The 18,092-nt window shown below is 65.3% G+C and carries 14 protein-coding genes, 1 tRNA gene and 1 pseudogene; 8 read left to right on the forward strand and 8 right to left on the reverse strand.

Going from position 1 to position 18,092, the window contains the following annotated elements:
• The first annotated feature begins 177 nt into the window (after nt 1-177).
• On the forward strand, nt 178-684 hold the full coding sequence (locus AC1DZV_RS21265; protein WP_476952273.1) for an SRPBCC domain-containing protein: 507 nt from the start codon (nt 178-180) through the stop codon (nt 682-684).
• Between the two features lie 83 nt (nt 685-767).
• Here the strand turns inward: AC1DZV_RS21265 and AC1DZV_RS21270 are convergent, their stop codons facing one another.
• Nucleotides 768-1,802 (reverse strand): LacI family DNA-binding transcriptional regulator, encoded by a 1,035-nt coding sequence (locus tag AC1DZV_RS21270; protein ID WP_028278080.1) that lies wholly within the window; start codon nt 1,800-1,802, stop codon nt 768-770.
• A gap of 2 nt (nt 1,803-1,804) precedes the next feature.
• Nucleotides 1,805-3,583, reverse strand: coding sequence for a glycoside hydrolase family 13 protein (locus tag AC1DZV_RS21275; protein WP_476952272.1), 1,779 nt, complete (start codon nt 3,581-3,583; stop codon nt 1,805-1,807).
• 182 nt (nt 3,584-3,765) lie between these two features.
• On the opposite strand from AC1DZV_RS21275, the gene AC1DZV_RS21280 reads away from it, so the two are divergent.
• The gene (locus tag AC1DZV_RS21280) at nt 3,766-5,136 is read left to right on the forward strand and encodes an FAD-binding oxidoreductase (RefSeq protein WP_476952271.1); all 1,371 of its coding nucleotides are present in this window, start codon (nt 3,766-3,768) and stop codon (nt 5,134-5,136) included.
• A 47-nt stretch (nt 5,137-5,183) separates the two neighbouring features.
• Here AC1DZV_RS21280 and AC1DZV_RS21285 read toward each other — a convergent pair whose 3' ends face one another.
• Together AC1DZV_RS21285 and AC1DZV_RS21290 are read right to left on the reverse strand one after the other, a co-directional pair.
• Nucleotides 5,184-6,602, reverse strand: a complete 1,419-nt coding sequence (locus tag AC1DZV_RS21285) for a DUF4032 domain-containing protein (protein ID WP_476952270.1) — start codon at nt 6,600-6,602, stop codon at nt 5,184-5,186.
• A gap of 127 nt (nt 6,603-6,729) precedes the next feature.
• Nucleotides 6,730-7,812, reverse strand: coding sequence for an ABC transporter ATP-binding protein (locus AC1DZV_RS21290; protein WP_018775851.1), 1,083 nt, complete (start codon nt 7,810-7,812; stop codon nt 6,730-6,732).
• 262 nt (nt 7,813-8,074) lie between these two features.
• Between AC1DZV_RS21290 and AC1DZV_RS21295 the strand changes: the two genes are divergently transcribed.
• Nucleotides 8,075-8,476, forward strand: coding sequence for a VOC family protein (locus tag AC1DZV_RS21295; protein ID WP_476952269.1), 402 nt, complete (start codon nt 8,075-8,077; stop codon nt 8,474-8,476).
• 33 nt (nt 8,477-8,509) lie between these two features.
• On the opposite strand, the gene otsB is transcribed toward AC1DZV_RS21295, so the two are convergent.
• Nucleotides 8,510-9,355: a trehalose-phosphatase gene (otsB, locus tag AC1DZV_RS21300; RefSeq protein ID WP_476954521.1), complete on the reverse strand. Its 846-nt coding sequence runs from the start codon at nt 9,353-9,355 to the stop codon at nt 8,510-8,512.
• On the reverse strand, nt 9,345-10,754 hold the full coding sequence (locus AC1DZV_RS21305; protein WP_476952274.1) for an alpha,alpha-trehalose-phosphate synthase (UDP-forming): 1,410 nt from the start codon (nt 10,752-10,754) through the stop codon (nt 9,345-9,347). The genes otsB and AC1DZV_RS21305 overlap by 11 nt, the downstream gene beginning before the upstream one ends.
• Nucleotides 10,755-11,047: 293 nt before the next feature.
• Between AC1DZV_RS21305 and AC1DZV_RS21310 the strand changes: the two genes are divergently transcribed.
• The 4 genes from AC1DZV_RS21310 (at nt 11,048) to AC1DZV_RS21325 (ending at nt 13,380) form a co-directional block, all read left to right on the forward strand.
• A complete protein-coding gene (locus tag AC1DZV_RS21310) occupies nt 11,048-11,938 on the forward strand; it encodes a DsbA family protein (RefSeq protein ID WP_476944605.1) in 891 nt (296 codons plus the stop codon).
• A gap of 252 nt (nt 11,939-12,190) precedes the next feature.
• A tRNA-Thr gene (locus tag AC1DZV_RS21315) sits at nt 12,191-12,267 on the forward strand.
• 136 nt (nt 12,268-12,403) lie between these two features.
• Entirely contained in the window at nt 12,404-12,631 is a 228-nt protein-coding gene (locus AC1DZV_RS21320; protein WP_476952267.1) for a helix-turn-helix transcriptional regulator, read from the forward strand.
• Nucleotides 12,631-13,380, forward strand: coding sequence for a tyrosine-type recombinase/integrase (locus AC1DZV_RS21325; protein ID WP_476952266.1), 750 nt, complete (start codon nt 12,631-12,633; stop codon nt 13,378-13,380). The genes AC1DZV_RS21320 and AC1DZV_RS21325 overlap by 1 nt, the downstream gene beginning before the upstream one ends.
• Before the next feature lie 2,004 nt (nt 13,381-15,384).
• Here AC1DZV_RS21325 and AC1DZV_RS21330 read toward each other — a convergent pair.
• On the reverse strand, nt 15,385-16,017 hold the full coding sequence (locus AC1DZV_RS21330) for an SHOCT domain-containing protein (RefSeq protein ID WP_476952265.1): 633 nt from the start codon (nt 16,015-16,017) through the stop codon (nt 15,385-15,387).
• Nucleotides 16,018-16,503: 486 nt separating this feature from the next.
• Here AC1DZV_RS21330 and AC1DZV_RS21335 point away from each other — a divergent pair, with 486 nt between their 5' ends.
• Nucleotides 16,504-17,226 (forward strand): DUF5677 domain-containing protein, encoded by a 723-nt coding sequence (locus AC1DZV_RS21335; RefSeq protein WP_476952264.1) that lies wholly within the window; start codon nt 16,504-16,506, stop codon nt 17,224-17,226.
• 638 nt (nt 17,227-17,864) lie between these two features.
• Here AC1DZV_RS21335 and AC1DZV_RS21340 read toward each other — a convergent pair.
• A pseudogene (locus tag AC1DZV_RS21340) lies at nt 17,865-18,092 on the reverse strand (pyridoxal 5'-phosphate synthase lyase subunit PdxS); the annotation flags it as partial.

Consider the following 18,092-nt stretch of genomic DNA (forward strand, 5'->3'; position numbering starts at 1 on the left):
CACCAGGTGGGGGTCCTCCCGCATTTAACCCGTCATTCAGCCCGGGGTCCCCGCAACACCTGCGGGAGCATCCCGCCACACCCCGCCAAACGTGAGGGAGCGTCGGGGAACAACGCCACAGCCGCCGTCAGCCGCCCCTGGATCAGGGAACTGCCCGCGCGGGTAGAGTTGTTGCCCATGGATAACCTCTTCAGCCACGCTCCCTCCGGAGCGCCGGAACCTGCCGCGGCGGACGAACTCGATCCCGTCGTCGTCAGCGTTGTGGTGCCGGGCGCAGTTGCCCGGGCCTTCATGGGATTCACGGAACACACGCACCTCTGGTGGCCGCTCGAGGACCACAGCGTCTATGGCGCCGGCTCCTATGTCGAGTTCGAGGAGAACCTGATCATGGAGTCCTCGGATGACGGCCGGACGGCTGTTTGGGGATCGATTGACGACTGGCAGCCCCCAATGTCCTTCCACGCCAGCTGGCACCCGGGAACCACTGCCATGTGGTCCACAGAGCTCCGGGTGGCGTTCAGGGCGGTAGGCGAGGGGACAGAGCTCCGCCTGGTTCACAGCGGCTGGGAGGGCGCTGAGGACCCCGCGGCAGCCCGGGCGGAATATGCGGCAGGCTGGCCCGCCGTCCTGGACCGCTTCGTTCGGTTCATGGGCGGCGCCGGCGCGGACAGCCCCGAGGCCTGAGCGGCTCCTGGGAGAGGCGCGTTCGTCCCTACTGGCGGACAGACCCGGCGGTCAGGCCCGGCAGGCCCGGACCTAGCCCGGACCTAGGCGCGCAAAGGTCCCTGGTCGACGGGCGGAACAGCGGTGCTGGAGCGGATGATGAAGCGCGTGGGGTATTCGGTGTGCGCGGCCGCCGTGTCTCCGGCGCCGTCGAGCCTGGCCAGCAAACGCCGCACGGCCAACGCACCCTGGCCCCGCGCGTCCTGATCGATCGTGGTCAGCCCGAAGACTTCACCCAGCTCATGGCCGTCGATGCCGATGACGGAGAGATCCTGCGGCACCCGCAACCCGAAATCCCGGGCAGCGAGGATCGTGCCGATCGCCATCTCGTCCGAGGCGGCAAAGACGGCCGTGGGACGCTCCGGAGAGCCGCCGAGCAGCTCACGGGCGTTGGCGTAGGCGCCCCGGATCGTGAAATCGGCGGAGACCTGCCATTCCGGCCGGACCACCAGTCCGGCGTCCCGCATGGCCTTCTTGAACCCCGCCTGGCGCGTGCCGGGAAGGCGGAAGTCCTGCTCGTAGGCGGCATCGCCGGTCATGTGGGCAATTTTGCTGTGGCCAAGCTGGATGAGGTGCCGGGCCGCGGCCTCCGCAATACCGGCGTCATTGATGCGGATGGTCGACGCCCCGGGTAATGGGCCGCCGATCCCCACGATGGGGCGATGGATGGCCAGCAGCTGGTCGATCTCGGCCTCGGAGAGCTCCAGCGACACGGCGATCACGGCATCCACGCGTTTGCGCAGGAGGAAGTCGTTCAGCACACTGTGGCGGCGCTCCCGGCCCTGGCTGACGTTGTACAGCGTGAGGTCGTAGCCGGCATCCAGCAGGGTCGCCGAGACACCTTCGACCACCGAGGAAAAGAACCACCGGTGGACGGAAGGGACAACGAGGCCCACATTGTGGGTCCGTCCGGAGGCCAGTCCGGAGGCCTGGTACGACGCGACGAAACCGAGCTCTGCGGCGGCGGTGCGGGCCCGCTCCCGGCTACGCGGCGAGACATTGCCCTTGCCGCTCAAGGCGCGCGAAACGGTGGCGATGGAGAGGCCGGCCCGTTCCGCGACGTCCTTGATGCCGGGCATGCCTAGCCCTCCGTGTCCTCGAGATAGATTTCCAGCCAAACAGCTTCACCTGAGCCTAACGGATCGCCCCCGCCGGCCATGTCCCCGGGGTCGTAGCCGGCACCCGTGGGCGTTGAACTGCGCAGCAGCACCCGTCCGGCGGGCAGCTCCAGGGGCTCGGACCCGACATTCAGCAGGACCAGCGTGGAGCCGTTGAGGAAGGCAAGGCTCGTATCGGTGCAGAGGTCCTCGTACCAGGACAGCGAGCCGCGGCCAAGGTCGAGCCGGCGGCGCAGTTCCAGCATGCGCTTGTAGAGGCTCAGATGCGACGACGGCGAAGCGGACTGCACATCCCGGGCCAGCCGTGAGAAACTTTCCGGCTGCGGCAGCCAGGGGTCCTGCCCGTGGCCGAATCCGGCGTTACGTTCCCCGGCCCGCCAGGGCAGCGGAACACGGCAGCCGTCGCGGCCCAGCCGTGCGCCGCCGGTGCGGGCGAACGTGGGGTCCTGGCGGCGGGTGTCCGGGATGTCGATCCCGTCCGGCAGGCCAAGCTCTTCACCCTGGTAGAGGTAGGCCCCGCCGGGCAGCCCCAGCATGAACAGGGACGCCGCGGCCGCCCGGGATCGTCCGAGCTCCTCGTTCGGCTGCGGATCCCAGGTGCCGATTCCGTCACCGTCGCGCGGAGCCTGGCCGTCGTACCCGAAGCGGGTGGCGTGGCGGACGACGTCGTGGTTGGAGAGCACCCACGTGCTGGGCGCGGCGACGGCGTCCAGTGCCGTCAGTGACTCCGTGACGATGTGGCGCATCCGGTGCACGTCCAGGCCCGCGTGCAGGTAGGGGAAATTGAAGGCCTGATGCATTTCGTCCGGGCGCACCCAATCGGCGAGCCGGGGGAGCGGGTCCACGTTTGCCTCGGCGCAGAGGATCCGGTCGGGGCCGTACTCGGCGAGAATCTGACGCCACCGCCGGTAGATGTCGTGGAGCGCGGGCTGGCCAAACATCGGAGCGTCGCTTCCGGGGAAGCCGTGGGAGCTGCTGCCGTCCGCCCGTCCGCCCCACTCGGGCAGGCCCGGGGCCTTCACGAGGGCGTGCGCCACGTCCACCCGGAAGCCGGAGACCCCGCGGTCCAGCCAGAAGCGCAGGACCCGTTCGAATTCTTCATGGACGGCGCGGTTGTCCCAGTTGAAGTCCGGCTGGGAGGAGTCGAAGAGGTGCAGGTACCACTGCCCGGGGGCGCCGTCCGGTTCGGTGATCCGGGTCCAGGCTGAACCGCCAAAGTGGGACTGCCAGTTGTTCGGCGGCTCCTCGCCGAATGCTCCCCGGCCGTCTCGGAAGATGAACATGTCCCGCTCCGGGCTGCCGGCAGGCGCGGCTAGGGCAGCCTGGAAAGCGTGGTGCTGGTCCGAGCAGTGGTTGGGCACCAGGTCAACAATCATCCGCATTCCCAGCCGGGTGGCCTCTGCCATCATGGCGGCGAAATCGTCCAGGGTGCCGAACAGGGGGTCGACGTCGCAGTAGTCACTGACGTCGTAGCCGGCGTCGCGCTGCGGGGACCGGTAGAAGGGCGAAAGCCAGACGGCGTCGATGTCCAGTTCCGCAAGGCAGGGCAGTTCCGCCGTGATTCCGGCGAGATCGCCGATGCCGTCGCCGTTCAGGTCCCGGAACGAGCGCGGATAGACCTGATAGATGACAGCGGAGCGCCACCATCCCGGAATGTGGTCTGCGGCGTGCACGGGGGTCAGCGGACCCGTCAGGGGTCCGGCCAGCGGGGCGGGGGCGAGGAGAACTGAATCAACGGACATGACGGCAATACTAGGGCTCCCATGCCGGAATATGAAAACGCTTCCAGTCACATTTTGGCGGCAATTTCGACCACCAACTGGACTATCCCGCCCATAGCTGGAAGCGCTTGCAACTGTGAGCCGCATCACCGACAATGCGCGGCCTTAGACTGGGATCCGGATTCGACCGAACTGGAGACCGCATGCGCAGCATCATCGATGAGCTGACCTCTTCCCTGGGCGCGGAGAAAATTGCCGTGGACGCGACCACCCTGGCCGCCTATGCCGTGGACCAGGCTCCCGTCCTGGACTATCAGCTCCCGCAGGCGGTGGTCCGCGCCGAATCGGTGGCCGACGTGCAGGCAACTGTGCGTGCCTGCGCCGCCCTTAGCGTCGCGCTTGTGGCGCGCGGGGCCGGTACCGGGGTCTCCGGGGGCGCCCACGCGAGCGCGGGCTGCGTGGTGCTCACGCTCGAGGGGATGAACCGCATCCTGGACCTCAACCCGGACGACGAGACCGCAGTCGTGGAACCCGGCGTCATTAACGCCGACCTGAATGCGGCCGCCGCCGTGCACGGGCTCATGTATGCCCCGGATCCTGCGAGCTTCAAGATGTCCACCATCGGCGGCAACGTGGCCACCAACGCCGGCGGGCTGCGCTGCGCGAAGTACGGGGTGACCCGCGACTCTGTCCTGGCGCTCGACGTCGTCCTCGCGGACGGCTCCCTCATCCACACCGGCCACCAGACCTTCAAGGGCGTTGCCGGCTATGACCTCACCGGGCTTTTCGTCGGCTCGGAGGGGACCCTGGGGATCGTGGTCGGTGTCACCGTGCGGCTGAAGTACCTGCCGCGCGACGTACACACCATCGCCGCCTTCTACCCGGACTTCCGCAGCGCCGCGGCCGGGGTCCTCGCCGTGGGCAGGGCCCGCGTGCAGCCGGCCATCATGGAACTGCTCGACGGCGGCTCGCTCGCCCAACTCGATGACCTCCACGGCTCGGACCTGGCCGCGCGCGGGGCATCCCTGCTGCTGATCCAGACCGACGGCTTCGGCGCGGCAGCGGAAGCCGCGGCCATCCGCCCGGTCCTGGTGGCGGGAGGCGCGGTGGTGACCATGGAGGCCAACGCGGAGGCAGAGGAGCTTGTCGAACTGCGCCGCAACAGCCGAGGGACCGAGGTGGACGACGAATACCGGGTGGGCGAGGACGTGGCCGTGCCGCGTTCGCGGCTGGTGGATTACGTCGCCGAGCTCGAGGCCATGGCGGCGGAGTACCGGGTGCAGCTCAAAGTCGTGGCACACGCCGGTGACGGCAACCTGCACCCCACTTTCTGGGTCGACAGGGTGGACAATGCCGTGGACCCCGATGCCATGGCCCGCCTGGGCGCCGCCCTGGACCGGTCGATTGCCGTGGCCCTGGCCATGGGCGGCACGATCACCGGCGAACACGGGATCGGGCAGTACAAACTGCGCTGGCTCGGCCTGGAGCAGAAGGAACCCGTGCGTGAGCTGCAGCGCCGGATCAAGGAACTCTTCGATCCGGCCGGGATCCTGAACCCCGGCAAGGCGATTTAGCTGAAGCGATTTAACCCTGGCATGCCGCAACCCGCCGGGCACGCAGCTTAGTCGTCGGAGTCGGGGTATTCGTCCACGGATTCGTCGGCGCCGTAGCGTGATTCCTCGGTCTCCACCTCAAGGATCTTGAGCAACCCCGTGTCCGGGTTGAGCATGATCGCGGCCTCGTCCCGGCGGTGGCGGAGTTCGTTGTCGATGTAGGACTGGACGGCCTCCGCCAGGGGGATGTGCCGGTTCTCCTTCTCGGACATGTACCAGCGGTGCTCCAGGACCTCGTGCACCGCCTCGGCCGGCTCGAGCTTGCCGGAGAGGTCGCGGGGGATGGCCCGGACGATCGGTTCGAAGATCTGGCTGACCCACAGGTGCGCGCTGTATTCCTCGTCCATGCCCGGGTTGTTGTCCGCCCGGAATGAGTCCATGTCGTTCAGGAGCCGGCGGGCCTGGTTTTCCTGGGCGTCCAGGCCGGTCAGGCGCAGCAGTCGGCGCTGGTGATGCCCGGCGTCGACGACCTTCGGCTGGAGCTGGATGGTGGAGCCGTTCTGCGTGGTCTTGATCGCGTATTCCTCGACGTCGAACCCCAGCTCGTTGAGCCGCCGGATCCGGGCTGCCACGCGCCAGCGTTCCCCGATCTCAAACGATTCCTTTGCCGTCAGCTCGGTCCACAACCGCCGGTAGCTGTCCATGATCAGTTCGCTGGTGGCCACGGGGTCCACCTTCTCCTCGATCAGGCCGCCGTCGAGGAGGTCCATGAGTTCCCCGGCGATGTTGACGCGGGCGATTTCGAGGTCGTACTCGCGCTGGCCCGTGGACAAATCCGGGTACAGTTCGCCGGTCTCGGCATCGACCAGGTAGGCGGCGAACGCGCCGGCGTCGCGGCGGAACAAGGTGTTGGAGAGCGACACGTCGCCCCAGTAGAAGCCGATCAGATGCAGCCGGACCAGCAGCAGGGCCTGGGCGTCGATGAGCCGGGTCAGGGTGTCCTTGCGCAGCATCTGGGAGAAGAGCGCACGGTAGGGCATGGAGAACTTCAGGTGCCGGGTGACCAGCACGGGGTTCAGCGGCCGGCCCTCCGGGGTGGTGCGTCCGGTGATGACGGCCACCGGCTCCACGCCGGGAACGTCCAGCCGGGCGAGCTTGCGCAGCATGTGGTACTCGTGGCGCGCCACGTGCTCCGAGGTTTCCTTGATGGCGATCACGGAGCCGCCGAGGTGGGCGAAGCGCACGATGTGCCGGGAGATGCCGCGGGGGAGGGCTGCCAGATATTCGGCCGGCCAGTCCTCGAGGGCAATGTGCCAAGGCAGGTCCAGCAGCTCGGGCTCGGTGGCGGCGGCCGTGATGCTCAGCGAGCTGGAGACCATCGCGGCCTTGTCGTCATTGGCGCTGGCGGCCTCGAACCGGGGCAGTTTCCCGATCTGACCGTAGTCGGTGGGCTCGTCGTGCCACTGGGCACTGTTTTCCTCGGTCATGGGGTTTCCTCGGTCATGAATCAATTCTTCCGTATTTGGCGGGCCGCGCCTAAAGCAGGGCCGTTAACGCCCGACGGCGGCCCTCCACTAGGGGAGGACCGCCGTCAGCTGAACCGGTGGGTGGGGACTAGTCGCCGAGGCGCAGGCCGGTCTTGGTGTCGAACAGGTGTACGTGGCCCGACTGGGGGCGGACCCAGATGGACTCACCCTTCATCGGGGGGCGGCGGCCGTCGACGCGGGCCACGATGTCGTGGCTCTGGCCGTCGAGCGTGGTGTGGCCGTAGACGTAGGCGTCGGCGCCGAGTTCTTCGACGACGTCGACCTCGACCTGGAGACCTTCACCCTGGGCAACAGTCTCAAGGTCTTCAGGGCGGGAACCGAGGGTCACGGTCTGGCCGTGGGCTTCCTCGAGGACGTCGCGCGGTACCGGGTAAACGGTTCCGCCGAACTGCACGCCGCCGTCGACGACGGGGAGTTCGAGCAGGTTCATGGCGGGGGAGCCGATGAAGCCGGCCACGAAGACGTTCTTGGGCTTGTCGTACAGGTTGCGCGGGGTGTCGACCTGCATCAGCAGGCCGTCCTTCAGCACGGCGACGCGGTCACCCATGGTCATGGCCTCGACCTGGTCGTGGGTCACGTAGACCGTGGTGACGCCGAGGCGGCGGGTCAGGGACGCGATCTGGGTGCGGGTCTGCACGCGCAGCTTGGCATCAAGGTTGGACAGCGGCTCATCCATGAGGAAGACCTGCGGGTTACGCACAATGGCGCGGCCCATGGCAACACGCTGACGCTGGCCGCCGGAGAGGGCCTTCGGCTTGCGGTCCAGGTACGGTTCGAGGTCGAGCAGCTTGGCGGCCTCACGGACGCGCTCGGCGCGCTCTTCCTTGCTGACGCCGGCGATCTTCAGCGCGAAGCCCATGTTGTCCGCCACGGTCATGTGCGGGTACAGGGCGTAGTTCTGGAACACCATGGCGATGTCGCGATCCTTCGGCGGGACGTCAGTGACGTCGCGGTCGCCGATGAGGATGCGGCCGGAGTTGACGTCCTCGAGACCTGCAAGCATGCGCAGGGAGGTCGACTTTCCGCAGCCGGAGGGTCCAACGAGGACCAGGAATTCGCCATCGGCGATATCAATGTTGAGCTTGTCAACAGCGGGCTTCTCGGTGCCCGGGTACAGACGTGTTGCGTTATCAAAAGTAACTGTAGCCACAGTTATCAATCCCTTCACCGGCAGGTACGTGCCGGACGATCCGTAGTGAATGGTCGTTTTATGCAGTTGTTAATTCAATTGTGGGATTTCATACGCATACTCCTCGGCCGAAGCCGAGGAGTACCCAGTGACGCCGCACGGTAGTTGTGCGCCACATCACAAACAGAGTATGTCAGATATATGCCAAATGGGCTAAAAAGTTACGGATGTCACACGTGGGGTCCGTCACGTGGCGCCAGAAAAGGGTAGGTATGCTGTGCGCATGACGGCACTGCAGATCTATGTCAGTTTCCCCGGCACGGCGCGTGAAGCACTTGGCTTCTACGCCGACGTCTTCGGCGGAGAGCTTGCCTTGTTCACGTACGAGGAGTTCAACCGCAGCGACGGCCCGCCGGATGCCATTGCCCACGGACAGCTGAAGGGCGCAGTCGCTTTGGCGGGGTCGGATGCGGCTGCGGGCGAGAAAAGCGTCCGGTCCGAAGGCCTCATGCTCTCGCTGCTGGGGACCGCCGAACCGGCAGTTCTCCACGAGTGGTTCGACAAGCTCGCCGTTGGCGGCCGGGTAATCGACCCCCTTGCCCCGAAGCCCTGGGGCGCGACAGATGGTCAGGTCCTCGACCGTCACGGACTGCACTGGTTGATCGGCTACGAGCCTGAGTCGTGACCGACGCCCGGTTGACCGCTCAGTAAGCCCGCGTTAGCTCCCGGAGTTGAGGGCCTTCTTCCGCTCACGCAGCAGGGCCTCCAGCAGTTCGCAGACGTGCACCGGCGCCTCCACCCGGAACTCAGCCTGGGTGAAATCGAGCCCCACCTTTACCCCGAGATCGCCCGGGACGAGGCTGGCCAGGGCGTCCTCGTCGGTGGTGTCGTCTCCGGCGAAGGCCACGGCCGTGGCTCCGGCAGCCTGCCGCAGGAAGGCAATGCCCTCGCCCTTGGAGGCGTTCACGACGGAGGTCTCCAGGACGCGGTTGCCCGACTTGAGGAAGACGCCGCTGCGGTCCTGCAGGACCGCCCGCGCCGCGGCGACGGCGTCCTCGGCGACGTCGTCCGCCGCGAGCCGCGTGTGCAGGACGACGCCGGCCGGCTTGTCTTCCAAAAGGGTCCCCGGGGCCTGTTCCACGATTCCCTCAAGCTCCCGGCGGACCTCGGCCAGGAGTTCGCGTTGGGCGTCGTCGAGCATGAGTTCCGAGGAGCCGGGCCCCATCCAGACCTCTGCGCCGTGGCTGCCGATCAGCAGCGTCTCCTCCGGCGGGGAGGCGACGGCCCGCAGGCTGTCCAGCGCCCGGCCGGAGATGAGCGCCGTCGTCGTCCGGGGCAGTTCCGTCAGCGCCGCGAAGGCGGCTGCGGAGCGCGGGAGCGCGCGGGCGTCGCCGGCATGGTCCACGAGCGGTGCCATGGTGCCGTCGAAGTCCATCGCCACGAGCAGGTGCCCGGTGCCGGCGACGCGGCGCACGGCTGCCAGCAGTTCAGGGGAGAGCGAGAGCGGGGCCGTGTTTGGAGTGTTGGTCTCTGAGTCGTGAGTTCCGGCGGCGTCAGGAGTCATCGCGTACAACCTTTTCGGCGAGGGCTTTCAGGAAGTCGGAGGACCAGAGGTCGACGTCGTGGTCCAGAATCTGCTTGCGCATGGCCCTCATGCGGCGTGATGCCTCGGCCGGCTGCATGTTGACGGCCCTCATGATCGTGTCCTTGAGGCCGTCAATGTCGTGCGGGTTCATCAGCAGGGCCTGTTTGAGCTGGTCCGCGGCACCGGCGAACTCACTCAGTACCAGCGCTCCGTCGTTGTTTGTCCGGGCCGTGACGTATTCCTTGGCGACGAGGTTCATGCCGTCGCGCAGGGCGGTGACCAGCATGACGTCCGCGGCCAGGTACAGGGACACCATCTCTTCGATGGGGTAGCTGTGGTGCAGGTAGCGGACGGCCGTGCTCTCCATGGTGTCGAAGGTGCCGTTGATGTGGCCCACTGTGCCCTCGACCTCCTCGCGGAGCAGGCGGTACTGCTCCACACGCTCGCGGCTGGGGCTGGCCACCTGGATCAGGGTCGCGTCCTCGACGGTGACCTTGGCGTCCTGCAGCAGTTCCTCGTACGCCTTGAGCCGGTGCCGGATGCCCTTGGTGTAGTCGAGCCGGTCGACGCCGAGCAGGATGGTCTTGGGGTTGCCGAGGTCCCGGCGGATCTGCTGCGCCCGCTCGATAACCTCCGGCTTCTTCGCCAGCTCGCTGATCTGCTTGACGTCAATGGAGATCGGGAACGCCTGGGCCCTCGCGATGTGGGTGGTTTCGCCGTCGGTGCCCCTGACGTGGACCTGCTGCTGCTTGACGCTCGCGCCAAGGAAGCGCCGTGCGGAGCGCATGAAGTTTCCGGCATCGCTGCTGCGCTGGAAGCCCACCAGGTCCGCGCCCAGCAGGCCGTCGATGATCGCCCGGCGCCACGGGAGCTGGGCAAAGATCTCCGGCGGCGGGAAGGGGATGTGGTTGAAGAACCCGATCTTCAGATCCGGCCGGGCTTCCCGGAGCAGCTTGGGAACCAGCTGGAGCTGGTAGTCCTGCACCCAGACGGTGGCACCCTCGGCCGCATGGCGGATGACGGCGTCGGCGAACCTCCGGTTGACCTTCCGGTACGAATCCCACCAGGTGCGGTGGAACTCCGGCGGGGCGATCACGTCGTGGTAGAGCGGCCACAACGTGGCGTTCGAAAAGCCCTCGTAGAAAAGCTCGATGTCCTCGGTGCTCAGCTGGACGGGGATCAGGTCGATGCCGCCGTGGCTGAAAGGCTTGACCGTCTCGTCGGGGGCGCCGTGCCAGCCCACCCAGGCGCCGTCGGTCTTCGTCATCATCGGGGCCAGGGCTGTCACGAGTCCGCCGGGGGAGCGGCGCCAGCCGTCCTCGCAGCCGGTCTCGTCGGCCGAACAGCGGTCGACGGGCAGCCGGTTGGACACCACCATGAAGTCGAACTGGTCCCCTGCCGCGGCGCCGGTGGTGGCGCCGTCGGTGGCCGTCCGCGCCGCGTCAGTGGTGCTCTGTGTGCCGTGGCCGGCGCTGTCCGTTGCTTGCATTGGTGCCCCCTGGGGTCCGCTCGTGGCTCTCCATCAACCCTAGCCGCCCGGAATCTTCCGGGCTATTCGTCCGTTGGGCAGGCGGAAGGGAAACTTGAAAGCGCAAGTTCTCGGGTTTCTCCCCTAAAATGATGACGTTGCCACTGAGTGGACCGTCCCTGGCCGAACGACCCGAGGAACCAATGAGCCCCGCAAACGAACCCCGACTGTCTAAGGCAGAGCGCACTGCCGCGGCGCGCGAGAAAGCCCGCGAGATCCGCGAGGCGCAGCTGAAGAAGGAGAAGCGCAACAAGCTGCTGATCGGCTGGGGCATCGTTGCCGCCGTCGTCGCCATCATCGTGATCGTCGCGCTGGTTGTCACCTCCAACATCAAGAACAACGCCCCGGTTGCCGACGAGGGACCCACGCCGGCCAACGGCAACATCCACGGCGGTGTCACCCTGCTGGCGAACACCGACGTGGCGAAGACCGATCCCGCCACCGTGAAGCTGTCCGACCTCCCGTCCGCTCCGGCCACGCCGCCGTCTCCGGTCACGGCCCCGGGCGCCGAGGCTGAGGCCGGCAAGCCGGTCAAGGTGGTCCTTTACATCGACTTCATCTGCCCCGTCTGCAAGAACTTCGAGGCGCAGTACAACGAGACGCTCACCAAGCTGCGCAACGAGGGCAAAATCACCGTGGAGTACCGCCCGCTCGGATTCCTGGACAGCCGGTCCACCACGAACTACTCCTCGCGCGCGGCCAACGCCGCAGCCTGCGTGGTCAACGAATCCCCGGAGAAGTACTCGGACTTCGTCGACCTGCTGTTCGCCAAGCAGCCGGCCGAAGGCAGCGCCGGACTCTCCGACAACGAGCTGAAGACGCTGGCCACCGACGCCGGGGCCAAGAGCATCGAGACATGCGTGGATGGCAAGACCTACCGTCCGTGGGTGAAGCACACCACCCAGGAGGCCACGGTAATCGGCATCACCGGCACGCCCACCGTGTTCGTTGAAGGCAAGCAGTGGGGCGTCGGCGACAGCGCCCAGACCCCGTTCGACCAGTACCTGCAGGCCGCGATCGACGCCAAGAAGTAACCGCACAACGGCACATGCCGTTGAAGGCGCGCAGTTAAAGGCCACAAGTTGATGGCCCGGCCCCGGATCGTTCCGGGGCCGGGCCATTGCTTTGGGTTCGCTATAGGCCATCGCTGTGGCCTTCGCTGGGCGGGAGGGGCGTTGCGCGTTTTTCTCTGGGTTTTTCTCACCGGGCGTCGGTGGGCTAATCTTGTCTAGCGTCCTGACATCCACGCCATTTTGTGGCCCGGAGTTGTGTCAGGCAGCAGGAATGCCTCCTTAGCTCAGTTGGCCAGAGCACCGCTCTTGTAAAGCGGGGGTCGTCGGTTCGAATCCGACAGGGGGCCCCACGAACCCCTCCATTCCGGCGATTCTGCCCAGAGTGGAGGGGTTTTTCATGCCCGAAAAGTGGCCGCTACACGCTTACGACACGCTTTGGGGAAACCCATGACGCCCCGTCGCGGCGTGCGGCGCATAGAAGACCACATGCAGACAAGCAGAAAGACCTTGGGACCGGCAACGGACCAGGGCAACGCGGTGCAACTCCTGACCACGGAGGAAGTGGCCGACTGGCTGCAGGTGGCTCCCAAGACACTCCGGAACTGGCGCTCCGCCGGTATCGGGCCGACGGCCCTGAAGCTCCATAGCGTCGTCCGCTACGATCGCGCCGCTGTTGAGGCCTGGATCGGTAAGACTTCGAAGGCTGCGGCCTGATGGGGCGCTCGAGCCTGCCGGTTGGCGCCTGGGGAACGGTCAGAGCCAAGAAGGACGAGGTATCGGGAAAATGGCGGGCTAGCGGTCGGCTCCGCGGCTGGGACGGTGTCACGCGGACTTACAGCAAGTTCGGGTCGACCAAGGGCAAGGCAGAGACAGCCCTGCTGGCGTCCATGAAAGAGCACCAGCAACGTGCCGGACGAGTAACGGCGAACCCCTCGCTGAACGTCGTCGCCGAGAAGTGGCTCGCCAGTATCGAGGTTCCAAAGGTCGTCGTTGACGACAACGGGAACATGATCGCGACTGGCAGCACGGGCGGGATCCGGCGCCAGACGTGGGACCAGTACGAAGGGCTCATCTACCGACTCATCGAGCCCGCGCTCGGCTCGTTGAAGATCAATGAAATCAGCACCTCCACCTGTGACAGCTTCTTGCGGTCGCTGGTCGTGGGAGGGAAGGGGCACACGAACGCGCGGCTGGCAAAAACGGTGCTCCAGCAGATCATGTCCTACGCCATCAGGCACGACTTGTACGTAGGCGGCAATCCGGTACGTGAGGTCGATCGGCTGAACAGGCAGCGGAAGAGGCCTGTTAGCTTGAGCGCGGCTACCCTGCACGATGTTCGCGAGGCTGTCCGGATTTGGCGGACAGAACCCGGCCAATGCGGTCCCCGCCCGAGCAACTTACTGGCAGTTCGGTACATCGTCATCCCAGACGGTCACTACCGCTGTCGTATCGTTCGTCACTGAGCCCTTGACCGTCACCACAGACCTGTTGCCGGCGTCGTACTGATACGGGGAGAACGACACTGACGTCAGCGCCGCATTCACCAACCCCGAAGGACAGACTCGTCTCGCTGGCGGAGGCGCAGGGGACGGTGCCCGTTTGACCACGGGGGCCGCGGCCGCTGGAGGAGCCGGCTCACTAAACTGGGGCTCAGACGGCGGCGAGGGCTCCGCGGTTGGAGTGAAGGACGGCGAGGGAATTGCGGTTAGTGTGTGCGGGGCGGCGGTAACCAGCGGCCGGGCAGCGGCGGCCGTGCTTTCGGGCGCCTGGGTCACGACTGAAGCAGCAGCGGAGACTGGCGCAGTTGCTCTGGCCACGAGCATCCCAATAAAGACTGCGGCGGCAACCAGTATGGCACCGGCGCAGAAGAGAATCGCCCGTTTCCTCGTCAGCATGAGCTTGATCCTAGTGGCCAATCGGCCTGTTTCGGTGCTTTGGCTCTGAATTGACCGCCGCAACGCCTTAGGTGTGTTGTCGGGGCATGTCACCCTCGTCAAACAAAGGAAAGGGGCTGGCCACAGGGGTTCCGGCAGAGCGCCCCCTAGCGCATTCCTTCAGCCAGAATGAGCCGGCCCTGCGGATCCTCGCTGAAGAGTATTTCGCCTTGGAGGCCACACTTGTGGACAAGCCGGAGGCCCGTCTGGCATGGCGGTCTCACGCTCAAGAACTGTAGATGAGTTGGGGGCTGAATGCTCGGAGGAGACCGGGAGTGCCATCGAAAAGGACTGGCCGGGCTTCTCCAGAACCCGGAGGGATCCAAAGCCCACCTCCCTGGCCCTTGCCGCCAGGTCGAACTGCCATACAGGGCGCCGGTTAGGAGTGGGCCTGGCCACAGCTTGGCGGTGGACGGCGGCGTCCGCTTCTTCAAGGTACAGCTGATCGTGGCCGGAGGGCACAAGATGAAGGCTTGAATCAACCAGCGGACCTCGTGCCACGCCCGTACGCCCGACTCGAGGAGAAACTAGGCTGAGCGACGCGACGTCAGGAGGGCTACCGGTTCCTCCTTCCATAAATCCGGCCCGACAGGTAACCCCAGTCCGACTCCACGTCCTTCGCCAACTCTTCGACGCCGTACTGCTGCTCCATACGCGCTTAGCGGCAAGCATCCCCGCCTTAATGTTGTCCGCCCAATCGTAGAGATGGACGTTCTCATCCGCGGGCTTTCTGCCGTACCAGAGCCGATCCGTGAACTCCGACTCGGCCTTAAGTATTTCGGACACCCGTCGCAGCGGACTCGTGCCCACGTCGTGGCGGAAGGCGAGGTCCAAATTCTTCTCCACAGCCTAAGGAGTTGCGGCTTCTCCCAGACGCGGATCCGGAAGGGCAGTCGGTTGGTGCGCCGGTAGTCCGCGATCCAGTCCTTCGCGCCGTTGGTGAGATAGCCGGAAGTCATGAACAGCACCACTGCGGGACGCTCGGCCACAGCCCAAGCGAGAGTGCCCTGGAGAGCATCGGGTGGCGCTCCACGCTTATAGTGCTTGCAGTCGACGAACCAGGTTTCCTCGTACTCGTGGCCGTCGATGTCTCGCAGCCTGGCCGGCGACGGCCAGGACGTCGAACGCGGCAAACGACGTAGGACGCTCACGGATGATGGCTGGCAAAGCAGCCTTCGGGGCGGGCATGCGCTGGTGCAGCGCCTCGAAATCGAGACGGCCGTCTCTCCAGATGGCCGCTTCGCAGCGGCGGCGATCAGGTCTGGAAAGTGCCCGGTGAGGTCCTTGCCCTGCCGGGACCAGATACCGGTGAAGTCATACTGTTTCCCCCGCTTGCTCGACGCCGTGAACATGCCGTAACCGGTTCCGATGCGTCGAGCTACTGCGGACTTCTTACGAACTTTTTGCGGGCTGGATCTACTGCGCCGCCAAGGACGACGAGAGTCATACCCTCAAGCAGGGCGCGAAGTGAGCGGCTCTGCCTTCCGCACGACCGCTCCAAGGGCGACTTTTGGGCCACTGGAGGGGCGGCGACTAATCGCCGCCGAAAAGCCTGGCCTTCGCTTTGGTGAACTCTTCGTCGGTGATTACGCCGTCTCGATGCAGCGCAGCCAACTTCGCGATCTCGTCGGCGGAGCTCGATGCGTTCGTTGCAGGAGCCTGCGTAAGCTTCGTCTTCGCCTCAAAGGATTTCCGGCTGATGAGGTCGACCGCTTCGCGCACCTTCTCGGTGCTCTCTACGCTGAACTCAAACGTGTGAGCGGCTCCGGCGACATTCAGAATGATCGCCTTCTTCTTCGGCGCCATGGCAACGTTCATCCCACCGGACAAGAAAGTTGCTGTAAGGCCGCCCGGTGGCGCGATGGAGCCCGCCATGCTTACAGAGCTAACTTCGCTGTACAGAATCCGTTGGACGTCGTCAGCAACTCCGATGCCTAACTTCCATTCTATGAAGTCAGGGTACAGCCGCAAGAAGCCCTTGACGCTGGTCAACTGCAAAATGAGTGTCGCTCGCTTGGCTTTCTCCTCGGCAGCCTTCGCCTCTCGCTTGGCTTTCTCCTCGGCAGCCTTCGCCTCTCCTTTGGCCTTCTCGTCAGCAGCCGACTCCTTGTAGGCATTGACAACCGAATCCTTTGCAGCCGCGATGCGTTCTTTAAACGAAGTCATGTTCTCCCTTTCGAGTCACACCCAAGAGATCGAGGCTAGCGTCTCCAGCCGCGTGGCTGCTGTATGAAAAGCCAGCATAGCCCTGGCTCGCCATACGACTGGAAGTATGTGCCCAACCGCGTGTCACTGCCACCGACTCCACTCATGCCGATGGAATCGAGATGGGCGAGCAGCAAGGCTGCGTCCTGCTCAGTATTCAGGCTGGATCCTCTCATGGGCGGCAAACAAGATGGTACTTAGTGAGCCTCCGGAGTCATGACCGTAGAGACTGGTGTCCTGTAAAGCGGGGATAGGATGCGCAACGAATTCGACCTCAGGCGCCGTCTTGGGGTGTGACTTTTGGAGATAGATGGCGGCTTTTTCGCGGCGCTATTTGGCGCCTCGTGCGGCCCGCAAGGGTCCCTTACCGTGGCACAACCTCCAACTGAGGAGTCTCAGGAACCTGGCTGCGCTGAGACACCCCCAAAAGCCACGCATACTTGGCTGGTGACTACACCATATTCGACTCCACCCACCATCGAGGCGTGGTTGGAATTCATTGAAGAGCGTGAGCGACGGCTGCATGAGGCAGACTCATTCGAGGTCGCTGTAGAACACCAAGTGGAGTTCCAAACTGTGTACGGCCTCTGTGCGCAGGCGATACGCTACGCGGGCGCATATGTGGTTCTGTTCCGCGCCGGGCGCTCTCGCGAGGCTGTGGCCGTCGCTCGGCAGGCCCTTGAGCATGCCTTGACGGCACAATGGGCGCACTTCGATGAAAGCGGCCCCCGACAATTGATTGATGGCTACCACCATTCCCGCCAACGCGCCTTCCGAGCCGTCACGGAGTACCTCAACACACCACAGGATGAGATCGACGCGGCGCTTGACTCGATGACGAGCAAGGGAAAACGGCTGCCGCGCGTCACAGACATGATTAATCAGATCGACTTCAACGCAACGTTCAGCACCGCGTACATGCAGCAGTCGCAGATCATTCATGTAACAGGCGACACGGTAACTGCCTTCTTGGACCTGGACGATGAAAAGCGGTTCATAATCCTGAGCGAGGCAACTGACCCTCATGAGCGCCAAACGGCGCATTTCACAGCGATGGCGGCGATGTTCGCCTCGTGGGTGCTCGAGTCGCTTCGAGTTGACACGCCTGGTCTCGCCGAGTTGGATCACCTTTCGGATGAACTTGCGCTGCCGCTCAATGTCCGTGATTGATCCGGCGGTATGTCAGGAGCCTGTCAGGCGAAGTTTGCAGCAGTATCCCCCACAAGGAAGGTAGAGGTGGAAGCACGCGGCGATACTAAAGGAAGTCGGCCGGAGAGGCGCTTGCAGCCGCAGTGCAACCCACCAGGCAATCAAGACCCATAGGACGATCCTTCCGGAGCTCGAGGGCCGCGGTCTGTGCGCTGGCCGCAATGCGTACATCCGAACAGCGACACGTTTACGACACGCTTTGAACGGGAACTGCCAGGACCACGCGGGTATGATTTCGCTACCAATAGCTGCAAAATTGCTGGTTAGAGGCTAGTTCAGGGCACCAGCGGGACCGCCGGGGATACCCCGCCGCGATAAGCGGGGGTCGTCGGTTCGAATCCGACAGGGGGCCCCACGAACCCCTCCGTTCCGGCGAATTTGGCCGGAACGGAGGGGTTTTCTTATGTCTTAAAACAGGCGGCGGCCCCGGCTGTGGAGGTGGGCGGGCTGAACCTGGCGGCCGGCGGCAGCGTGCTGCCGTCCGCGTTCGACTGCTTCTCCACAAACTCGGCGCCGAGGCGCCTCGCTTATGGAGCCTCTGCAGTCTCTCTTATTAAGCCAAGAGGGTTAGGCGCGCCCGTCGCCGATGTTCTGCTGAGTTACCAGCCGCGCTCGGCGAGGCGGTGCGGCTGCGGGATTTCGTCGACGTTGATGCCGACCATGGCCTCGCCCAGGCCGCGGGAGGCCTTGGCGATCTCGTCCGGGTCGTCGTAGAACGTGGTGGCCTTCACGACGGCGGCGGCACGCTGGGCCGGGTTGCCGGACTTGAAGATGCCGGAGCCGACAAACACGCCGTCGGCGCCGAGCTGCATCATCATCGCGGCGTC

This window comes from Arthrobacter sp. P1_D12 (assembly GCF_056406175.1).

Excerpts from the sequence above, each read along its gene's own strand:
- AC1DZV_RS21330 (WP_476952265.1), bottom strand. The coding sequence starts at position 16,017 with ATGACTTCGTTTAAAGAACGCATCGCGGCTGCAAAGGATTCGGTTGTC.
- AC1DZV_RS21320 (WP_476952267.1), top strand. The coding sequence starts at position 12,404 with ATGCAGACAAGCAGAAAGACCTTGGGACCGGCAACGGACCAGGGCAAC.
- AC1DZV_RS21305 (WP_476952274.1), bottom strand. The coding sequence starts at position 10,754 with ATGGTGGTGTCCAACCGGCTGCCCGTCGACCGCTGTTCGGCCGACGAG.
- AC1DZV_RS21265 (WP_476952273.1), top strand. The coding sequence starts at position 178 with ATGGATAACCTCTTCAGCCACGCTCCCTCCGGAGCGCCGGAACCTGCC.
- AC1DZV_RS21310 (WP_476944605.1), top strand. The coding sequence starts at position 11,048 with ATGAGCCCCGCAAACGAACCCCGACTGTCTAAGGCAGAGCGCACTGCC.
- otsB (WP_476954521.1), bottom strand. The coding sequence starts at position 9,355 with ATGACTCCTGACGCCGCCGGAACTCACGACTCAGAGACCAACACTCCA.
- AC1DZV_RS21275 (WP_476952272.1), bottom strand. The coding sequence starts at position 3,583 with ATGTCCGTTGATTCAGTTCTCCTCGCCCCCGCCCCGCTGGCCGGACCC.
- AC1DZV_RS21285 (WP_476952270.1), bottom strand. The coding sequence starts at position 6,602 with ATGACCGAGGAAAACAGTGCCCAGTGGCACGACGAGCCCACCGACTAC.
- AC1DZV_RS21325 (WP_476952266.1), top strand. The coding sequence starts at position 12,631 with ATGGGGCGCTCGAGCCTGCCGGTTGGCGCCTGGGGAACGGTCAGAGCC.
- AC1DZV_RS21295 (WP_476952269.1), top strand. The coding sequence starts at position 8,075 with ATGACGGCACTGCAGATCTATGTCAGTTTCCCCGGCACGGCGCGTGAA.
- AC1DZV_RS21280 (WP_476952271.1), top strand. The coding sequence starts at position 3,766 with ATGCGCAGCATCATCGATGAGCTGACCTCTTCCCTGGGCGCGGAGAAA.
- AC1DZV_RS21270 (WP_028278080.1), bottom strand. The coding sequence starts at position 1,802 with ATGCCCGGCATCAAGGACGTCGCGGAACGGGCCGGCCTCTCCATCGCC.